This window comes from Janthinobacterium sp. GMG2 (genome assembly GCF_033949445.1).
In the GTDB taxonomy this organism is placed as follows: Bacteria; Pseudomonadota; Gammaproteobacteria; order Burkholderiales; family Burkholderiaceae_D; genus Janthinobacterium; species Janthinobacterium aestuarii.
Genome location: NZ_JAXAWA010000001.1, coordinates 1,329,675 through 1,348,889 on the forward strand (window position 1 = coordinate 1,329,675; position 19,215 = coordinate 1,348,889).

Annotated in this window: 13 protein-coding genes and 1 pseudogene; 6 read left to right on the forward strand and 8 right to left on the reverse strand. The window is 62.8% G+C overall.

Translation table 11 applies throughout. The annotated features are described in order from the left end of the window. Positions 1-86: 86 nt before the first annotated feature. The 5 genes and pseudogenes from SKZ59_RS05930 to SKZ59_RS05950 all read right to left on the reverse strand — a co-directional run. The gene (locus SKZ59_RS05930) at positions 87-266 is read right to left on the reverse strand and encodes a phage baseplate assembly protein V (RefSeq protein WP_319991064.1); all 180 of its coding nucleotides are present in this window, start codon (positions 264-266) and stop codon (positions 87-89) included. 507 nt (positions 267-773) lie between these two features. After that, positions 774-1,412: a T6SS effector amidase Tae4 family protein gene (locus SKZ59_RS05935; protein WP_081367942.1), complete on the reverse strand. Its 639-nt coding sequence runs from the start codon at positions 1,410-1,412 to the stop codon at positions 774-776. Further along, positions 1,412-1,987 (reverse strand): PAAR domain-containing protein, encoded by a 576-nt coding sequence (locus SKZ59_RS05940; protein ID WP_319991065.1) that lies wholly within the window; start codon positions 1,985-1,987, stop codon positions 1,412-1,414. Before SKZ59_RS05940 ends, SKZ59_RS05935 begins: the two co-directional genes overlap by 1 nt. A gap of 289 nt (positions 1,988-2,276) precedes the next feature. Then, the gene (locus SKZ59_RS05945) at positions 2,277-2,738 is read right to left on the reverse strand and encodes a phage virion morphogenesis protein (protein ID WP_319991066.1); all 462 of its coding nucleotides are present in this window, start codon (positions 2,736-2,738) and stop codon (positions 2,277-2,279) included. Positions 2,739-2,866: 128 nt separating this feature from the next. Beyond that, a pseudogene (locus SKZ59_RS05950) lies at positions 2,867-3,076 on the reverse strand (phage tail protein); the annotation flags it as partial. A gap of 162 nt (positions 3,077-3,238) precedes the next feature. Here SKZ59_RS05950 and SKZ59_RS05955 point away from each other — a divergent pair. Genes SKZ59_RS05955 through SKZ59_RS05965 form a run of 3 tightly spaced genes read left to right on the forward strand, consistent with a single transcriptional unit; the run spans position 3,239 to position 9,080 of the window. After that, positions 3,239-4,402 (forward strand): efflux RND transporter periplasmic adaptor subunit, encoded by a 1,164-nt coding sequence (locus tag SKZ59_RS05955; protein WP_319991067.1) that lies wholly within the window; start codon positions 3,239-3,241, stop codon positions 4,400-4,402. Further along, positions 4,402-7,590 (forward strand): efflux RND transporter permease subunit, encoded by a 3,189-nt coding sequence (locus SKZ59_RS05960; protein WP_319991068.1) that lies wholly within the window; start codon positions 4,402-4,404, stop codon positions 7,588-7,590. Before SKZ59_RS05955 ends, SKZ59_RS05960 begins: the two co-directional genes overlap by 1 nt. Further along, positions 7,587-9,080 carry a TolC family protein gene (locus SKZ59_RS05965; protein ID WP_319991069.1) on the forward strand — a complete coding sequence of 498 codons (1,494 nt, stop codon included), beginning with the start codon at positions 7,587-7,589 and terminating at the stop codon, positions 9,078-9,080. Before SKZ59_RS05960 ends, SKZ59_RS05965 begins: the two co-directional genes overlap by 4 nt. Positions 9,081-9,102: 22 nt before the next feature. Here SKZ59_RS05965 and SKZ59_RS05970 read toward each other — a convergent pair whose 3' ends face one another. Genes SKZ59_RS05970 through SKZ59_RS05980 form a run of 3 tightly spaced genes read right to left on the reverse strand, consistent with a single transcriptional unit; the run spans position 9,103 to position 10,843 of the window. After that, complete coding sequence (locus SKZ59_RS05970) at positions 9,103-9,942, reverse strand: MBL fold metallo-hydrolase (protein WP_319991070.1); 840 nt, start codon at positions 9,940-9,942, stop codon at positions 9,103-9,105. A 21-nt stretch (positions 9,943-9,963) separates the two neighbouring features. Then, entirely contained in the window at positions 9,964-10,290 is a 327-nt protein-coding gene (locus tag SKZ59_RS05975) for a hypothetical protein (protein ID WP_319991071.1), read from the reverse strand. 7 nt (positions 10,291-10,297) lie between these two features. After that, a complete protein-coding gene (locus SKZ59_RS05980) occupies positions 10,298-10,843 on the reverse strand; it encodes a sugar ABC transporter (RefSeq protein ID WP_319991072.1) in 546 nt (181 codons plus the stop codon). 158 nt (positions 10,844-11,001) lie between these two features. Between SKZ59_RS05980 and SKZ59_RS05985 the strand changes: the two genes are divergently transcribed. From SKZ59_RS05985 to SKZ59_RS05995, 3 genes are all read left to right on the forward strand, one after another. After that, positions 11,002-11,910, forward strand: a complete 909-nt coding sequence (locus tag SKZ59_RS05985; RefSeq protein WP_070305253.1) for a LysR substrate-binding domain-containing protein — start codon at positions 11,002-11,004, stop codon at positions 11,908-11,910. A 189-nt stretch (positions 11,911-12,099) separates the two neighbouring features. Further along, positions 12,100-14,112: a S9 family peptidase gene (locus SKZ59_RS05990; RefSeq protein WP_319991073.1), complete on the forward strand. Its 2,013-nt coding sequence runs from the start codon at positions 12,100-12,102 to the stop codon at positions 14,110-14,112. Between the two features lie 480 nt (positions 14,113-14,592). Further along, positions 14,593-19,215 (forward strand): beta strand repeat-containing protein (locus tag SKZ59_RS05995; RefSeq protein WP_319991074.1); only part of this gene is annotated, 4,623 nt, incomplete at its 3' end.

The following is a 19,215-nucleotide window of genomic DNA, read 5'->3' on the forward strand; positions in this document are numbered from 1 at the left end:
TCACCCTGCTCATTCTTAGAGGCACCAAGTACAATGTTCCTTTCAACTCGTTTTCAGGCATGCTTCCATTCAAGGTGCGGAAGTCGTTAGATAGGCGCCGACCAGGTGCGTGTGCTGCCGGCGCGCCGGGTGGCCCAGTTCAGCCATTCGGTGGTGAGTGTCGGCCCGAGCCGCACGCGCGCCTTGGCCCCGTTGACCTCGGCAATGGTGCCCAAGCGGATCAGGTTTTGCAGCAAGCGGAGGAGCTCGGACAGGTCGGCGTTCATGCAGTGCATGTTGCCGAAGTCCGCGTGCGGATGCACGCGGGGGCGGGTTGATAAGCGGCTTAGCGACTATGGCAGTCCGTGAGGCATAAACTTATATTTCCCAAGTCGGGGACGATGTGGCGGGTGGCCGTTTCCGCACCCTATAGCGGACCATGGAGCAGTTGAGGTTTGACTTAACGTTGATGTCTAGCGAGGTTGAAAATCATGGGTGTTGGTGCTTGTAGAGAAACCAAGTTAATACTGCCATGACAACTAGAGACAATAGCGCACTGGTCAACAGTATTCCTAGTATTCGTTTTTGGTGATGCTTTCCAATCACTACACCCAAGAGACAACCCCATGCTATTGGCAAGATCGCATAGATGACGATTGACACGACTTTTAGTAAGTTGGAGCATGATTCGCGACAAACGTTGGTCTTTGCGACGACCTCAAACGCATGAGGCACCATATCGAAGGCTATGCCAACCAAGAACCCGAGGACAATAAAAGCAATCTTTTTCACCATCATTTGACCTCGAAGAAAAGGATTAATTTCGAGTTCCGAAGATCGGAGTAAATCGGTATCCAAGGGTTATTGATTCCCAGCGTGAACCGTGCAAATGTCTCCAGCGTTCCGGTTAGGCCGTTATTCGTGAGCCGTGACCCGTTCCATAGATCGATGTGCCCACCGCTTGCGCTTGCAGGTGCTTCCCCGCTGCGAGTCCAGTAAGCATGAAACATTATTATGCCAGTACGCCCCTTGACCTTCGATTCCCAATCCTTGCCGGTGATGTTCTCGGGCTTTTTGGGCAAGCCACAAAACGGCTGTAGCTTGAGCCATTCGCTAAGTTCGTATGCCCGCGCGGCAGCGGGGGAGCCGTTCAACATGACGCGCCCCAATACTTTCGTGCCTGGCATCGGCTTTACGGTTTTTTGCGAGAAGGAAAGCATCTTGATTCCCGCCTTGTGAAAAGTCGCACTCATGCGTAGGGCGCATTGATTACTATAGTCCCCCTTGTCGCCTTCCCCTGGCTTGTATGGTGCACCACTAACATAGTTTTCCCAAAGGTCGGCGAATTTGACGACGGGAACGTCAATCTTGCACACGGAGTCCTTCGTGGTGTTCGTCTTAATCTTTGCTTGTTGTTTGAGCTCCGCTGCCATCAGCCGACCTCTTCCATTTTAGCCAGGGCAACGTCACCCCAGTAAACGGTGTATTCCTCTTCGTTATATGTTTCCACGCGGGGGAGCATGCCTTCCATCGTTGCGCGGCCAGAGAAGCGACGTCCGTCCTTGGTCTCGACAAAATACGGAATGCCACCGATTTCGCTGGCGTGAAGCTGTGGTTGTTCGTCATAGCTTTCGGCGATCTCCGAGGCCGCAGCAGACGAACGTCGAGGTAAAGCCCCCTGCGCTAATTGCGCGGCAGCCGCCGCAGTCGCATTCGAATGCTCAGCGGCTTGCCATGTGCCTGTACTCCATTCCACTGTATCGGTGAATTGGGAAGCGATAAGAACTGCGCCGCACGAGGTTTTCATTCCCGCAACCGCCACACCTCTGCCATAGAACGACGTGGTTGTTACTCCTTCGACAATTGGAAATATGCCTTTGCACTTTGGACAGTGTACCTTGTGGCCCAGATATGAGATCGGCTTGCCCATGCACAGGTCACGCGGGGATCCTTCCAATACTGTGCCGCCATGACTCGTGGTGTCGCCCTGTTGGATTATCTCAGGCATGTAATGCTTTCTAGAGAGAATGATGTTTATTTAATTATATTAAGTTCAACACCAGATTGCCTCTCGTTAAGAATATCCGTATCGCCGCCTGGAATAGCGGGAGGCCGGAACCGCCAAGAATTCCGTCGGGAAACGTCATAAGCGAGGTTTACGGTTGTATCAGCAACCCGACGTGGTTTGCTTTGCGTATTTCCACTGTCTACACGTGCCCGATAGGCTTCTGCCACTATGGCATCGGAAAACCTCTGTTTTCCGAAAGACCGCTCTTGGCGGTGGGTATCATGCGACTCTAACTCATTTGATAACTAATGTCAGTTGAAGTTTGCATTGAAGCATCTTTGTTTTGCTCCATGTGACGCAGTAGAGATTCGCGTATCGACGTCCGATCCGGCTCGCTCAAGCCCAATAGCGGCCGCTCGGGGTACTTGTAGACTGCGCCCTTCTTGCTAACGCGGTCTTGCCGGCCAAACTGATGCACATGCGCCACGCGCGCCACCCAGCCAAAGAACCCGACCTCGATCTGGTGGCCGGTCGCTTTCACTTTCAGATGTTTGGATGTGCAGATCTTGCTGAACATCGCTGCCTTCTGCCGCTTGATCCGACCATTCTTTCCCTTGAATTCCTTGCGCCGCTTGCGTGCAGGACAGGCCGCGCCATCCGGCCCTTGCTGGGCTTTGATGCGCTGCGCCTGACTGCGGCGCAGATCGATTGCCACCTTGTGATTGATGGCGTGGCGCTGGGCGTGCACCATTCGACGAGCAGTGTCTCGCCGTCATACAGTTTCCAGAACTCGTCCGCGTAGGCCGGCATGTGCTGTATCTCGGCCAGGTGTTTGATGTCGAGGCGGCCCACCTCGCCGGTCTTGACGGCCACGCGTTCGGTCAGGTCCAGCTTGATGGAAATATCGACCGTTTCGTGGTTATTAAAATCGACCTCGAAGGCGATGCCGTGCTTGCGCCTTTCTTCGTTGGCCATCAGGTCGAGCTGGTGGACTTTCAGCCAGGCGATCAGGGCCACCACATTGCCCTCGTCGGCGAAGACCAGCAGACGGTCATGGTTGCGCTGCAGGTCGGGGATGGCGGCGGCCATACGCGCCAGTGAGATATCGACACGGTGCGCATCACAGCACCACCCCAGTCCTCACATCGATAAAAAAGCTTGACCTTCCAAGTGTGTCAGGTCGGATAAAGGCAATGGGAGTTGTTTCAGCTCAACAAAACCATGTCGACTCCAGTCGCGAAAGGCACAATGATGAAAGTCACACCAATAACCCTGATTACCGCGGTGCTGGGTACCGCGCTTGCCGTCAGCGGATGCAAGCAGACGGCATCGCCTGCCGCTGCGGCCAAGCCGCCCGGCGTTCCCGTTGCCGAAGTGATCGTTCGCCAGGCAACACCGTACGTCGAGTTCAACGGCTCGCTGACCGCCGTCAAGCGGGTTGAACTGCGCCCGCAGGTGGCCGGCTACTTGCAGGACGTGAGCGTGCCGGAAGGCCGCTTTGTCGAGAAGGGCAGCAAGCTCTTTGTGATCGATCCGCGCGTGTTCCAGGCGGCGGTGCATGCCGCCACGGCGCGCCTGCGCGAGGCTGAGGCGGCGTCGATGCTGGCGCAGGCCGAGCATGCACGCGCCGAACAGCTGTTCGCCACGAAGATCGTCGCGCGCGACCGTCTCGACGTGGCGACGGCGGCGCTGCATGCGAGCAAGGCACAGGTCGACGCCGCCAAGGCCGCGCTCGACGCCGCTCAGCTGGAGCTCGGTTTCACGCGCGTCACGGCGCCGATCAGCGGACGTGTCGGCCAAGTCCTCGTCACCGAGGGCAACTACGTCGCCAGCGGCGTGACGCCCCTGACGACGATCGTTTCCATCGATCCCCTGCACGTTTATTTTGATGTCGATGAACGCACCTATTTGCGCTCGCTCGCCGCCGGCCGGGCCAGCGCCACCGCGCGTGGAACGCAGGCGGCCAAGGTCATGGTGGCACTGGCCACGGACAAGACATACACGCGTCCCGGCCGTGTCGATTTCCTTGCCAACGCCGCTGACCGCGGGACGGGAACGGTGCGTGTCCGCGCCGTGGTCGACAACCCCGATGGCAGACTGACGCCCGGCCTGTTTGCCAAGGTCAGGCTGGAGACGGGGGCGCAGCAAGCCAGGGTGCTCGTTTCCGATCAATCGATAGGCACGGACCAGGGGCGCCGCTATGTGCTGGTGGTCGGCAAAGGCGACAAGACGGAGTTCCGGCCCGTCGAGCTTGGCCCGATGGTCGACGGTTTGCGCGTGATCGAGCAGGGGCTGCAGCCTGGCGAGCGCATCGTCGTCAAGGGTCTCGTGCGCCCTGGCATGCAGGTGACGCCGCAGTCTGCCGCGATTGACGGTACGCCCATCGCCGTGCCGAAAACCTCGGGAGCCGCGTAATGTCCTTTCCACGTTTCTTCATCGACCGCCCGATCTTTGCCATCGTCCTCTCGGTCCTGATGGTGCTCGCCGGCATTGTCGCCTTCTTCCAGATGCCGCTCAGCGAGTATCCTGCGGTGACGCCGCCGACCGTGCAGGTGAGCGCCGCCTATCCTGGCGCCAATCCCAAGGTGATCGCCGAAACGGTGGCGGCGCCGCTCGAGCAGGCCATCACCGGAGTCGAGGGCATGCAGTACATGTCGTCGCAATCGGCAACCGACGGCCGCATGACCTTGACCGTCACTTTCGCGCAGGGGACGAACGCCGACATGGCGCAGGTCCAGGTGCAGAACCGGGTCGCGCGCGCGCTGCCGCGTTTGCCTGAAGAAGTGCAGCGCCAGGGCGTCGTCACGCAGAAAACCTCGCCGGACATCCTGATGGTGGTGCACCTGCTGTCGCCCGACAAGCGCTACGATCCCCTGTACATATCGAATTACGCCTACCTCCAGGTGCGCGACGAGCTGTCCCGCATTCCCGGCATCAGCGACGTCCTCGTCTGGGGCGCGGGCGAATACAGCATGCGGCTGTGGCTCGATCCGAACCTGATCGCCGCACGCGGCCTGACGGCCGGCGAGGTGATTGCCGCCGTGCGGGAACAGAACGTACAGGTGGCCGCCGGTTCCGTCGGCCAGTCTCCCGACTCCAGCGCCGCCTTCCAGGTGACGGTCAACACGCTCGGACGCTTGACCGACGAGGAACAGTTCGGCGACATCATCATCCGCACGGGCGCCGAAGGCCAGGTGACGCGTTTGCGCGACGTGGCCCGCATCGAAATGGGTGCCGACGCGTATGCGCTGCGCAGTCTGCTGGACGGCGAGCCGGCCGTCGCCCTGCAGATCATTCAAAGCCCAGGCGCCAATGCGCTCGATGTTGCGCAGGCGGTACGCGACACCATGCAGCGGCTGGAGGAAAATTTCCCGGCTGGACTGAGTTCGCGCATCGCCTATGACCCGACGGTCTTTGTGCGTGCCTCGCTGGAATCGGTGGCAACGACCTTGCTCGAGGCGATCATTCTCGTCGTCATCGTGGTGGTGCTGTTCCTGCGCAACTGGCGCGCGTCGCTGATTCCCCTCATGGCGGTGCCGGTGTCGCTGATCGGCACCTTCGCCGTCATGCATCTGATGGGCTTCTCGCTCAACACCCTGTCCCTGTTCGGCCTGGTGCTGTCGATCGGCATCGTCGTCGATGACGCGATCGTGGTGGTCGAGAACGTCGAACGCCACATCGAAAATGGCGAGGAGCCCAGGCAAGCGGCAAGGCGCGCCATGGACGAGGTCACGGGTCCCATCATCGCGATCACCTCGGTGCTCGCTGCCGTGTTCATTCCGACCGCCTTCCTGAGCGGCCTGCAGGGCGAGTTCTACCGCCAGTTCGCGCTGACGATCGCCATCTCGACCATCCTGTCGGCCGTCAATTCGCTCACGCTCAGCCCGGCGCTTGCCGGCATTCTGCTCAAGCCAGGCAAGGTCAAGGCCGGGGCCGAGGCCGTGCATGATCCACGCAGCCTGCGTGGCCGCGCCGAGCGCCTGTTGCAGATGCTGGGCCGGCCGTTCCAGCGCGCGCCGGATGCGTATGGCAACACCGTGCGCAAAGTCGTCAGGGTCAGCGGCATGGCCTTGCTCGTGTACGGCGGCCTGCTCGCGCTGACCTTCTTCGGCTTCAAGGCCGTGCCGCCGGGCTTCGTGCCGATGCAGGACAAATACTATCTGGTGGCGATCGCGCAGTTGCCCAACTCGTCATCGCTGGATCGTACCGACGCGGTCGCCAAGGAAATGTCGAAGATTGCGCTGGCCGAACCTGGCGTCGAAAGCGTCGTCGCCTTCCCCGGCTTGTCGATCAACGGCTTCGTCAACGTGCCGAACGCGGCCGTCATGTTCGTCATGCTCGACCCGTTCAAGGCCCGCACGACGCCCGACCTCACGGCGAACGCAATCGCCGGGCGCCTGCAGGCGAAGTTCGCCGGCATTCCCGACGGCTTCCTCGGCGTGTTCCCGCCACCGCCGGTCCCCGGCCTTGGCGCGACCGGCGGCTTCAAGATGCTGGTCGAGGACCGTGGCAGCGCCGGGCTCGATGCCCTGGTGCAGCAGACGCATATCCTGATGACCAAGGCAAGCGAGTCGGGACAGGTGGCCGGCCTCATGACCAGCCTGGACGTCAATGCCCCGCAGCTCGAGGTCGCCATCGACCGTACCCAGGTCAAGAGCCAGGGAGTGCGCCTGGCCGACGTGTTCGAGTCGTTGCAGATCTACCTCGGTTCCCTCTACGTCAACGACTTCAACCGCTTCGGCCGGACCTACAAGGTAACGGCCCAGGCCGATGCCGAGCATCGCATGCAGGCCGAGGCCATCGGCCGCTTGCAGGTACGCAATGCGGCCGGCGACATGCTGCCCTTGTCGTCGTTTGTCACCGTCACGCCCAGTTCCGGTCCGGACCGCGTGGTTCACTACAATGGCTATCCTTCGGCCGACATCTCGGGCGGCGCGATGCCAGGCGTCAGTTCGGGGCAGGCCGTGGCGGTCATGGAACGGCTGGCGAAGGAGGTGCTGCCTGAAGGCATGAGCTTTGAGTGGACTGACCTTACCTACCAGCAAAAGCTGGCTGGCGATTCGGCGCTGTTCATCTTCCCGCTGTGCGTGCTGCTCGCCTATCTGATCCTGGCCGCACAGTACAACAGCTGGCTGCTGCCGCTGGCCGTCCTGCTGATCGTACCGATGTGCTTGTTGAGCGCGATCATCGGCGTGTGGCTGGCGGGTGGCGACAACAACATTTTCGTGCAGATCGGGCTCATCGTGCTTGTCGGACTGGCGGCCAAGAACGCCATCCTCATTGTCGAGTTCGCCCGTAGCCTGGAAATGGAAGGGGCGAGCGCGCTCGATGCGGTCATCGAGGCTTGCCGGTTGCGGCTGCGGCCCATCCTGATGACCTCGCTTGCCTTCATCGCTGGCGTCGTGCCGCTGGTTTTTGCCAGTGGCGCCGGCTCCGAGATGCGCCAGGCCATGGGCATCGCGGTGTTCGCCGGCATGCTGGGTGTGACACTGTTCGGACTGTTCCTCACGCCCGTGTTTTATGTGGTGATGCGCGCCCTGGCGGTCCGCTTCGAACGCCACACGCCAATTACCAAGACAAGTATGGACAGGAGCACGACATGAATCGCCCGTATCAAACAATTTTAGTCTCATTGAGTGGGCTCACGTTGCTGGCCGGCTGCGCGGTCGGCCCCGATTATGCGACGCCTTTGCCGCCGCCGCTGTCCGCAGCGCAGTTTTCCGGCAGCGCAGGCCAGGCCCAAGCCGGTCTTGTGCCGGGAGCGGTCGAGGTGGAGTGGTGGCGCAGCTTCGACGACCTGGCGCTGGTCACCCTGATCCAGCGGGCGCTGGCGGCCAACCACGACGTCGGCATCGCTGCCGCCCGGCTCGCGGAGGCAAAAGCCTTGCTGCGCGAAGACCGGCAGGGCTTCCTGCCGCAAGGTGGCGCCGCGCTCGGGTATGAGAAGCGCCGCCTGAGCAAGGCCGAAACGCTGCCCGGCCAGCCGCGCCAGAGCGAAAGCTATCGCGGCACCGTCGATGCGTCCTGGGAGATCGACCTGTTCGGCCGCGTGCGGCGGTCCGTGGAGGCGGGCCAGGCGCAGGCGGGCTCGCGCGAGGCCTTGCTGCGCGGCGTGCAGTCGGGTGTTGCCGCAACGGTGGCGGCCACCTGGTTCGAGCTGGGCGGCATCGAAGCTGAACTCGATGTTGTTGCCAGCATCCGGCAAAGCCAGCGCGACAGCCTGGCGCTGGTCGAGCGCATGGTGAGCGCAGGCTCTGCCAGCGAACTCGACCGGCTCCGTGCCGAGGCCTTGCTGCGCTCGGTGGAGGTGGCCGCGCCCGAACTGGAGCGCCGCCGCGCGGCCTCCGTCAACGCGCTGGCCGTCCTGCTTGGCGAAGTGCCGCAGACGTTCAGCCTTCCCGCCGCCACGCCGGCAAGTGACGCGCTGACGGTGCGGACGATTGCCGTGGGCGATCCTGCCGGGCTGCTCGCGCGGCGCGCCGATATTGCGGCGGCCGAGCGCAATCTTGCCGCCGCGACGGCCCGCATCGGGGTGGAGACGGCTGGCCTGTATCCCGAGGTCCAGGTAACGGGTTCCATCGGACTCGTCGCGGGCAGCCTCGATGCGATGGGCGACGCTGGCATGCAATCGAGCTTCCTTGGCCCCGTCATCCGCTGGAATCTGCTCGATACGGGGCGCGTGCGCGCCCGCATCGCCGCCAGCGAGGCACGCGTCCGGGAAGCCCTGCTCGTCTACGACCGGGCCGTCTTGCGCGCACTCCAGGAAACGGACGATGCCTTCAAAGCCCACGGCACGGCAGGCAGCACGCTCGGCTTGCGAATGCAGGAATCGGCGGCAACCCGCGAGGCTGCGCGTCTTGCCAGGCTACAGTTTTCGGCAGGCGCAGGCCTCTACCTGGACGTGCTCGAAGCGGAACGGGCCGACTTTGCCAGCCGGCGTGCGCTGGCCATCGCGCGCACCAACCAGCGGCTTGCCGTTGTCAGCATCTACAAGGCGCTGGGCGGCGGCTGGGAGATCTGCGCGCAGGCAAGCTACGACTGTGAAGGCGCCGGGTCGCTTCCCCGGACGAAGCAACTCGCCGGCAGGCCTTGACCTTGTTGCGCGCGGGCAGCCGCTAGGCTTCGTAGACTATCCTGTAGAGATTGCCTTTGCGCTGGATGTGTGCGAAGCCGAGTTCGCCAAGGTGCATGCCGGCGATGAGGATGTTGTCGGCGCTGACCACATCGAGCAGTGTCGAGCGTGTTTCGGCCGACAGCAGGGGATCCTGGTCGAAGGCAATGGATACGTCGGGACGCGCAATCTGGATTTGGGGGAAATGCACGATATCCCCCCAAATCAACAGACTTCGTCCACCGGATTCGATGCGATAACCGGAATGCCCTGCGGTATGTCCGGGAAGCGGCATCGCACTAATGCCCGGGAGAACTTCGTTTTCAGTGAACAAGCGCATCTTTTCCCGATACTTGTCAAACACCTTCCGGGCAAACAGAAAGTTGCCGCGAGCGCGATCACTTGCCCGGCTGAGATTGCCATCGTCTTCCCAGAAAGCAACCTCGTGCTGGTGGACCACCAGCTGCGCATCGGGAAAGGCGGCTTCTCCTGACGCATCAAGCAGCCCGCCGACATGATCGGGATGCGCATGCGTCAGCAGTATCGTGTCGATGTCGGAGGCTTGTACGCCAGCCAGCGCAAGATGGGCTTTCAGCTTGCCGCCCCATTGCTTGAATCCGCCCGCACCCGCATCAATCAGGATTGTGCGGCCACGGCCGCGCACCAGATAGCAGTTGATATGGATGGAAGAGGGATCGTTCACCCCCGCGTCCTGCTGCAGTTTTGACGCATCCATCGAACCGATATTGGAGAGCAAATCCAGACTGGCGGACAGGTATCCGTCACTGATGGCCGTGATCGAAAACTCGCCTATCTGCTGGCTGGGAAATGGTATGTGATCCACTGCCGTATTCCTTTCTGATAATCAATTGCGTGCATGAATGGCCGGGGCCGCATAGCCAAAACAGCGGATGCGTGCAGCAAGGCCGGTATTTTCTTTGATGATGCCCTCCAGCCTTTCCATGAACACATCCATGACTGCTTTCGTCCTGAACGGTACAAGCCGGTATTGGATTTCCGCATAGGCCGGATTCCCCCGGCCATGATGGACACCGACATAGATGATGTGCACGTTCTCCAGCGCAGCTTCAAGCATCCCTGTGCAGAGTTCGGTACATTGGTCGGTGAGTGCCGCCAGATTTGCATCCGGCGGCATCTTTTCTGTTGGCATGAAAATCGTCACGTTGGGCATGTGGGCTCTACCGCGAAATGTGCGCAGCGATGTCGCTGCCATTCGTCAACTGACCGGTCATGGGCGCATACAGATGGACGCCCTCCGGCAGCTGATGCATGCCGGGGCCAGTGGCGCGCCCCATCTTCGCCACCCATCGATATTCAGGAAACCTTTCCAACGCGACAGCCTGCATCCGACAGGGAGCGAGGCCCATGTCGATAAGCGGCTCCGGGCCGACCGTACTCGTCACCAGATAGTCGTCTGCGCCGATGGCCGGTGCGCGCTCAAGGCCGGCATACAGATTGCGGTGCCAGTCGGTGATGTGCTGCTGCCAGCGCGCGAAATTGCCGCCGCCTTTCTGGCGATACTCCTGTCCCTGAAGCACATCGAGACTGTCGATCGTATGCATGGCGAGGTAGACAGGGCAACCGGCGCTCAAGGCCTTGAAGCGCTGCGAGGTATGGAAGCCGCTTACCGAAATGAGGGCGGGCAGTTTTTCCAGGCTATAGAAATGATTCCACTGCGCTTCGCTGGCGGGATCGGCAAAGCTGCATTCGACTGTATATATCATGAGATCGCTCGTGACCGGACGCTTTGCGCACCGGCCTTCCTTGTTGATGTTCAGTCATTGTGTACCCTGAATTTATCCCTATAAATCGATTTTTTGGTATCCTTCCATGATTAAACATCAAGGTGAGCCGTTAACTTGGCTCTGAGTCAGGAACTCTCATGCGCCGCAAGATCCCCAGCAACGCCGCACTGATGGCCTTCGAGGCCGCTGCCCGCCATGGCAGTTTCGCCCGGGCGGCGGCGGAGTTGTCGCTGACGGAAGGGGCCATCAGCCGGCAGATTGGCCGGCTGGAAGTCTTTCTTGGCGTTACCTTGTTTGAACGAGTCGGCAATCGTGTCCGGCTATTGCCGAACGGGGAGCGTTATGCGGCGCAAGTGCGCGAGTCGCTCGACCGGCTGGAGCGAGACAGCCAGTATCTGATGGGACAGCCCATCGATGGCGCAAGCCTCGACATTGCCGTCATCCCGACGTTCGCCATGCGGTGGCTGATTCCCCGTTTGCCACAATTCCAGCAGCAGCATCCGAACATCACTGTGCATCTCACCGAACGCATGCACCCCTTCGTTCTTGCCGGCAGCGGCTTCGATGCCGCCATCCATTTCGAGCATCCGGCCTGGACAGGAATGCGTACGTATCCGTTGCTGCATGAGGTGCTGGTGCCAGTTTGCCATCCCGCACTTCTGAAAGAGGGCAAAGGATCAACCGCACTGGATACGCTGCCGCGTCTGCATCGGCGGCAGAATCCGGATGCCTGGGAACGTTATTCCCGGGAAACCGGAGTCGCGCTGAACAATCCTGCGACCGGTGCGCGCTACGATCTGCATGCCATGCTGATCGAGGCGGCATTGGCCGGTCTCGGCGTCGCCCTGGTGCCGCGTCTTTACGTGGAAACAGAGCTGGCGCAAGGCCGCTTGGCCGCTCCGTGGCCCGATGGAAAAACCATCTCCAAGACCTTTTGCATCGTCCTTCCCGAGCCCATCGGCTTGAGCGGAAAACCCATCCAGACATTCACGCAATGGATACTGGCCGAGGCGAAGCAAACAACGATGGCTGCGCCGCAGACCTAGCCCATCAAACGCAGCCCAGCGTTGGGATGGTCGTCCGCATCGCATTCCATACTCCCTTTCCCGCATTCCATCCCCCGATTCGTGTCGCCCATCACTGTCATCAACCTGGCGATATGGCTTTGGCCTATGATGTGCTGGCACATGCATAATTATTATGTTTTCCCTTCATCCCACAACCATGAGGTGTCCATGATTCGCTATGTCCTGCCTGTCCTGTTGTTCGCTGGCGCACTGCCGGCGCACGCCCAAGCCCCTGTCAAGGAAACGCCGCTGATCGAGCGGGCCAAGCTGTTCGGCAATCCCAGCAAGTCCGGTGGCAAGCTCAGTCCCGATGGGCAGTGGCTGTCGTGGATCGCGCCGCGCGATGGCGTGCTCAATGTGTGGGTGGCGCCGGCCGGCGACCTGGCGCAGGCGCGCCCGTTGACGGAAGAAAAGGTGCGGCCCATCCGCAGCAGCTTCTGGTCGCCCGATTCGAAAACCCTGCTGTTCATCCAGGACAAGGGCGGCGACGAGAATTTCCTGCTGTATGGCGTGAACGTGGCGAGCGGCAAGCAGATCAGCTACACGCCGTTCGAGAAGACGCGCGTGCGGATCGTCCAGATCAGCAGCAAGGTGAAGGACCGCATCCTCGTCGGCATCAATAACCGCGATGCGCGCTGGCACGACGTGTACAGCCTCGACCTGGCCAGTGGCAAGCTGACCCTGGTGCAGCAGAACGATGGCTATGGCGGCTACCTGGCCGATGAACTGCTCAATTTGCGCATCGCCAGCAAGGCGCGCGCCGATGGCGGCATGCAGTATTTCCGTCTGGCGGACGGCAAGGTCGAGAGCACGCCGCTGGCCGAGGTGGGCCTGGAAGACTCGCAGACCACGGCGCCGCTGGGCTTTACGGTCGACGGAAAGACTCTGTACTGGACCGATTCGCGCGGCCGCAATACTTCGGCGCTGCTGGCGCAGGACGTGGCCAGCGGCAAGAGCACGGTCGTGGCGCAAGACCCGCGTTCCGACATCGCCGATGCGTTGTACGACACGCGCACGGGCCAGGTGCAAGCGTATACAGTCAATTATCTGCAGCAGGAATATCTGCCGCTGACGAACGAGTTGAAAGCCGACCTGGCTTTCCTGAAGAAAAACACGCAGGGCCAGTTCACGGTAACGTCGCGCACGGATGCCGACGATAAATGGCTGGTGAGTGTCGACGCCGTCACGGCGCCGCCATCGAGCTGGCTGTACGAGCGCAAGACCAAGAAGCTCACGCGTTTGTATGTGACCCGGCCGGAACTGGAAGGCGCGCCGCTGGTGCCCATGTATCCGCAGCAACTCAAGGCGCGCGACGGCCTGACCCTGGTGTCCTATCTGACCTTGCCGCAGGCGTCGAAGGCGACGTCCGATGGCAAGGCCACGCAGGCGGTGCCGATGGTGCTGCTGGTGCATGGCGGCCCTTGGGCGCGCGACACCTATGGCTACAACGGCTACCATCAGTGGCTGGCCAACCGCGGCTACGCCGTACTGTCCGTGAACTTCCGCGGCTCGACGGGTTTTGGCAAGCAGTTCATCTCGGCCGGCGACCTGCAGTGGGGCCGCAAGATGCATGACGACTTGCTCGACGCCGTGCAGTGGGCCGTCAAGAGCGGCGTGACCACGGCCGACAAGGTCGCCATCATGGGCGGATCGTACGGCGGCTACGCCACCCTGGCCGGCATGGCGTTCACGCCGACGACGTTTGCCTGCGGCGTCGACATCGTCGGCCCGTCGAACCTGTTTACCTTGCTGCAAACCATCCCGCCGTACTGGGAAGCGGGCAAGCAGCAGTTCTACAAGCGCATGGGCGACCCGACGACGGAAGAGGGCAAGGCGCTGCTGAAGGAACGTTCGCCGCTGAACTTTGCGCAGAACATCCAGCGTCCGCTGCTGATCGGCCAGGGCGCGAACGACCCGAGAGTCAACGTGGCTGAATCGGACCAGATCGTGGCGGCCATGGCGGCGAAGAATATTCCCGTCACGTATGTATTGTTCCCGGACGAGGGCCATGGCTTTGCCCGGCCCGTGAACAACATCGCCTTCAATGCGGTGACGGAAAACTTCCTGGGGCAATGCCTGGCTGGCCGTGCCGAGCCGATTGGCGCCACCCTGAAGGCGTCCACGGCGCAGATCAAGCATGGCGCCGAGTTTGCGCCGGGCTTGCAGCAAGCCATGCAGTAAGCGGCCACCAGGTGGCGCGGCCTGCCGGGCAAACTGCCTGGCAGGCCGTACTGCCCACCGGCAAGAAATTCTGTGCGCGTGGCTTGCAAGATGACAGTCGTCGGCGTTGCGTGCGTACAACTGACGACGGGCTGCGCAAGGCCAATTCGCTGCCCCCACGCCCGATGAACCACAGGCATGACACACGGCGAGTTGGTCAATCCAGCCCTCCATGAGGCATTCTCTTTCAATTCTGTTGCCAGATAAATACACCATTTCAACAATAATTGTTTTTCGTTAAAAAACTTCCCTATTTGATAATATCTCGCAGTTACTTTCCTTGTAAGTCGTAGTAGCATAGATTGACGTAAAGCAAGGTTCAATCATGCTGGGAAGCCATCTTCAGGCCTGTTGAAGGTTGCTGTCATCGGAGTGCAGGTTTGCCATGACCGTTATCCGTACAAGGTCCAGCGTCAAGATAAATGTATCGAGGGAAGACAAATGTTTCTAAATTTCACGAAATTTGGATGGCTGTTCACGCCTGTCCGCGGTGTTGACGGCTGCATTGCCGGGATCCATGGCGCGCCGCCAGCTCAAGGCTTGGGGCCATCGTGGCTGATGCGCCTGGCGGGAACCCTGCTGTTTCTTTTGCTTTCCCTCTTATCCAGCCAGGCTTCCGCCGCCAGCACCTGCCCGAGCCCGCGCGCGGTCAGCATCGTCGCGGGGGGCGAGTATTACGAGGATTACACCAATGCGCCTTGCTCCCAGTTCGGTCTGACGGGCACCCTGGTGGCGCCGCTATATGGCACGCTGGAAGATTCGAATGCCACGAATGCCGTGCGCTACCGGAATACCAATCTCAGCGCGACCTCGGACACGTTTACCGTCAGGGACGATGTGGGGCAGCCCATCGTGTACAACGTCACGATCACGTCCGCCATCGTGCTGGCGCCGGCCACCGTGCCGAACGCCACGGTGGCCCTGACTTACCCGACGACGACCATGACGGCGACGGGTGGCGCGGCGCCGTACACCTATGCCATCAGCGCTGGCGCCTTGCCGGCTGGCATGAGCTTGAGTGGTAGCGGTGTGCTGTCGGGTACGCCGACAGCGGGCGGCACCTTCAACTTCACCGTGCGCGCCACCGACTCGCTGGCCGTCAATGGCACGCGCGCCTATACCTTGACGGTCTCCGCGCCCACCATCGCCATCCTGCCGACGACCCTGCCGGCAATGACAGCCGGTCTCGCCTACAGCCAGACGATAGCCGCCAGCGGCGGCACCGGCACGTACACCTATGCCAGAACGGCCGGCAGCCTGCCCGCAGGCTTGACCCTGGCATCGAACGGCACCCTGTCCGGCACGCCCACGGCGGCCGGTGCCTACAGTTTTACCGTCACCGCCACCGACAGCAGCACCGGCGCCGGACCATACTCCGGCGCACGCGCCTATTCCGGCACGGTGGCTGCCGGTGCACCCGTTGCCGGCAATGTCAGCGTCACGGTGGCCTACGGCAGCAGCGCCAATCCGATCACCCTGAACCTGAGCGGCGGCGCGGCAACGTCCGTGGCCGTGGCGTCCGCCGCCAGCAACGGCACGGCAAGTGCCAGCGGCACCAGCATCACCTATACACCGACGGCAGGTTACGGCGGGCCGGACAGCTTTACCTACACGGCATCGAACGGCATCGGCACCTCGACGCCGGCCACCGTGACGATCACGGTCAGCGGACCGACCATCACGCTTGCGCCAAGCACCGTGCCGGCGGCAACTGTGGGGACGGCCTACAGCCAGAGCGTGACCGCCGCGAACGGCGGCGCGCCATACACTTACGCCATCAGCGCCGGCGCCTTGCCGGCCGGGTTGAGTCTGAATACCTCCACCGGTTTGCTGTCGGGTACGCCGACGGCGGGCGGCGTCTTCAACTTTACCGTGCGCGCCACGGACAGTTCGACGGGCAGCGGCCCGTATTCCGGTGCGCGCGGCTACTCGCTGACGGTGGCGTCGCCGACGCTCGGCGTCGCCCCGTCGACCCTGCCGGTGCCGACAGTGGGCGTGGTCTACAGCCAGGGCATTACCGCCAGCGGCGGCACGGCAGCGTACAGCTATGCCGTCACCGCCGGCAGCGTGCCTGCGGGCTTGACCCTGGCGGCGAACGGTACCTTGTCCGGCACGCCCACAACTGCTGGTGCCTACAGCTTTACGGTCACCGCGACCGACAGCAGTGGCGGCGCCGGACCCTATACGGGGGCGCGTGCGTATTCCGGCACGGTAGCGGCCGGTGCGCCGACGGCCGGTGCTGTCAGCGCCACAGTGGCCTACGGCAGCAGCGCCAACCCGATCACCCTGAACCTGAGTGGGGGTGCGGCAACTTCGGTGGCCGTGGCATCCGCCGCCAGCCATGGCACGGCGACATCCAACGGCACCAGCATCACCTATACGCCGACGCCAGGCTACGGCGGGCCGGACAGCTTTAGCTACACGGCCAGCAACGGCGTGGGTACCTCGGCGCCGGCTACCGTGACGATCACGGTTGGCGGACCCACCATCACGATTACGCCAAGCACCGTGCCCGCGGCAACTGTGGGGACGGCCTATAGCGAGAACGTGACCGCCGCGAATGGCGCCGCGCCATATATTTACGCGATCAGCGCTGGCGCCTTGCCGGCCGGGGTGAGTCTGAATACCGCCACGGGTTTACTCTCGGGCACGCCGACGGCGGCAGGCACGTTCAATTTCACGGTGCGCGCCGAGGACAGTTCGACGGGCAGCGGCCCGTATGCCGGTGCTCGTGCCTATTCGCTGACGGTGGCGGCACCGGTGATCGGCATCGCGCCGTCGACCCTGCCGGCCATGACGGCAGGCGTCGCATTCAGCCAGGGCGTCACCCCCACGGGCGGCACGCCAGCCTATAACTATGCCGTTACCGCCGGCAGCCTGCCCACCGGCTTGACTCTGGCGGCGGACGGTACCCTGTCCGGCACGCCGGCGGCAGCGGGCGCTTACAGCTTCACCATTACCGCCACCGACAGCAGCACCGGCACAGGCGCTCCCTTCTCTGGCTCACGCGCCTATTCCGGCAGCGTGGCACCGGGTGCGCCCATTGCCGGCAATGTCAGCGCCACGGTAGCCTACGGCAGCAGCGCCAACCCGATCACCTTGAGCCTGAGCGGTGGCGCGGCAACCTCGGTGGCGGTGGCATCTGCCGCCAGCCATGGCACGGCGACGGCCAGCGGCACCAGCATTACCTACACGCCGACGCCAGGCTACGGCGGGCCGGACAGCTTTAGCTACACGGCCAGCAACGGCATAGGCACCTCGGCGCCTGCCACCGTGACGATCACGGTTGGCGGCCCCACCATCGTCCTTGCGCCAAGCACCGTTCCTGCGGCAACTGTGGGGACGGCGTATAGCCAGAGCGTGACCGCCGCGAACGGCACCACGCCATACACCTACACCATCAGCGCCGGCACCTTGCCGGCCGGAGTCAGCCTGAATACTGCCACCGATCTGCTGTCGGGCACACCGACTGCTGTTGGCACCTTCAACTTTACCGTGCTTGCCACGGACAGTTCGACGGGCAGCGGCCCATATACTGGCGCGCGTGCGTACTCGCTGACGGTGGCTGCGCCAACGATCAGCATCGCGCCGTCTGCCTTGCCGGCCATGACTGCCGGCGTTGCCTTCAGCCAGGGCGTCAGCGCCACCGGCGGCACGGCAGCGTATAGCTATGCCGTTACCGCCGGCAGCTTGCCCACCGGCTTGACCCTGGCGGCGGACGGCACCCTGTCCGGTACGCCGGCGGCGGCGGGCGCATACAGCTTCACCATCACCGCTACCGACAGCAGCACTGGCGCAGGCGCTCCCTTCTCTGGCTCGCGCGCCTATTCCGGCAGCGTGGCACCGGGTGCACCCATTGCCGGCGCCGTCAGCGCCACGGTGGCCTACGGCAGCAGCGCCAATCCGATCACCTTGAGCCTGAGCGGCGGCGCGGCAAGCTCGGTGGCGGTGGCATCCGCCGCCAGCCATGGCACGGCGACGGCCAGCGGCACCAGCATCACCTATACGCCGACGGCCGGTTACGGCGGGTCAGACAGCTTTACCTACACGGCCAGCAACGGCATCGGCACCTCGACGGCGGCCACCGTGACGATCACCGTGGGCACGCCGACGGTGACGATTGTGCAAACCAGCGTAGCTAGTGCCACAGTCGGTGCGGCCTACAGCCAGACCCTGACGGCCGCGAACGGTCTTGCACCCTACACCTATGCCGTCAGCGCCGGCGCCTTGCCGGCCGGCGTGACCTTGTCCAATGCCGGTCTGCTGGCGGGTACGCCGACGGCGGGCGGTACCTTCAACTTTACCGTGCTCGCCACGGACAGTTCGACGGGCAGCGGTCCGTATGCCGGTACGCGGGCTTACTCGCTGACGGTGGCAGTGCCGGCGATCAGCGTCGCGCCGGCGGCTTTGCCTGCAATGACGGCTGGCGTCGCCTTCAGCCAAGGCGTCACCGCCACTGGCGGCACGTCGCCGTATGGCTATGCCGTTACTGTTGGCAGTTTGCCCACCGGCTTGACCCTGGCGGCGAACGGCACCTTGTCCGGCACGCCGACGGTGGCGGGTGCGTACAGCTTCAGCATCACGGCCACAGACAGCAGCAGCGGCAGCGGACCATATACCGGTGTCCGCGCCTATTCCGGCACGGTGGCGGTCGCCGTGCCTGTCGCCGGGGCCGTCACAACGACGGTGGCCTACGGCAGCAGCGCCAATCCGATCACCTTGAACCTGGGCGGCGGCGCGGCGGCCTCGGTGGCCGTGGCATCGCCACCCGCACATGGCACGGCGACGGCCAGCGGCACGAGCATCAGCTACACGCCGACGACGGGCTACGGGGGCAGCGACAGCTTTACCTATACGGCCACGAATGGCAGCGGCACTTCGGCACCGGCCACCGTGATGGTCACCGTGGGCGCGCCCGCCGTCAGCCTGATCCCGGCCACCTTGCCCAATCCCGTGGCGGAATCCCCCTACAGTGTCAGCGTCACGGCGACGGGCGGCATGGCGCCCTATACCTTCAGCGTGACCAGCGGCAGCCTGCCTGCCGGCTTGACCCTGAATGCATCG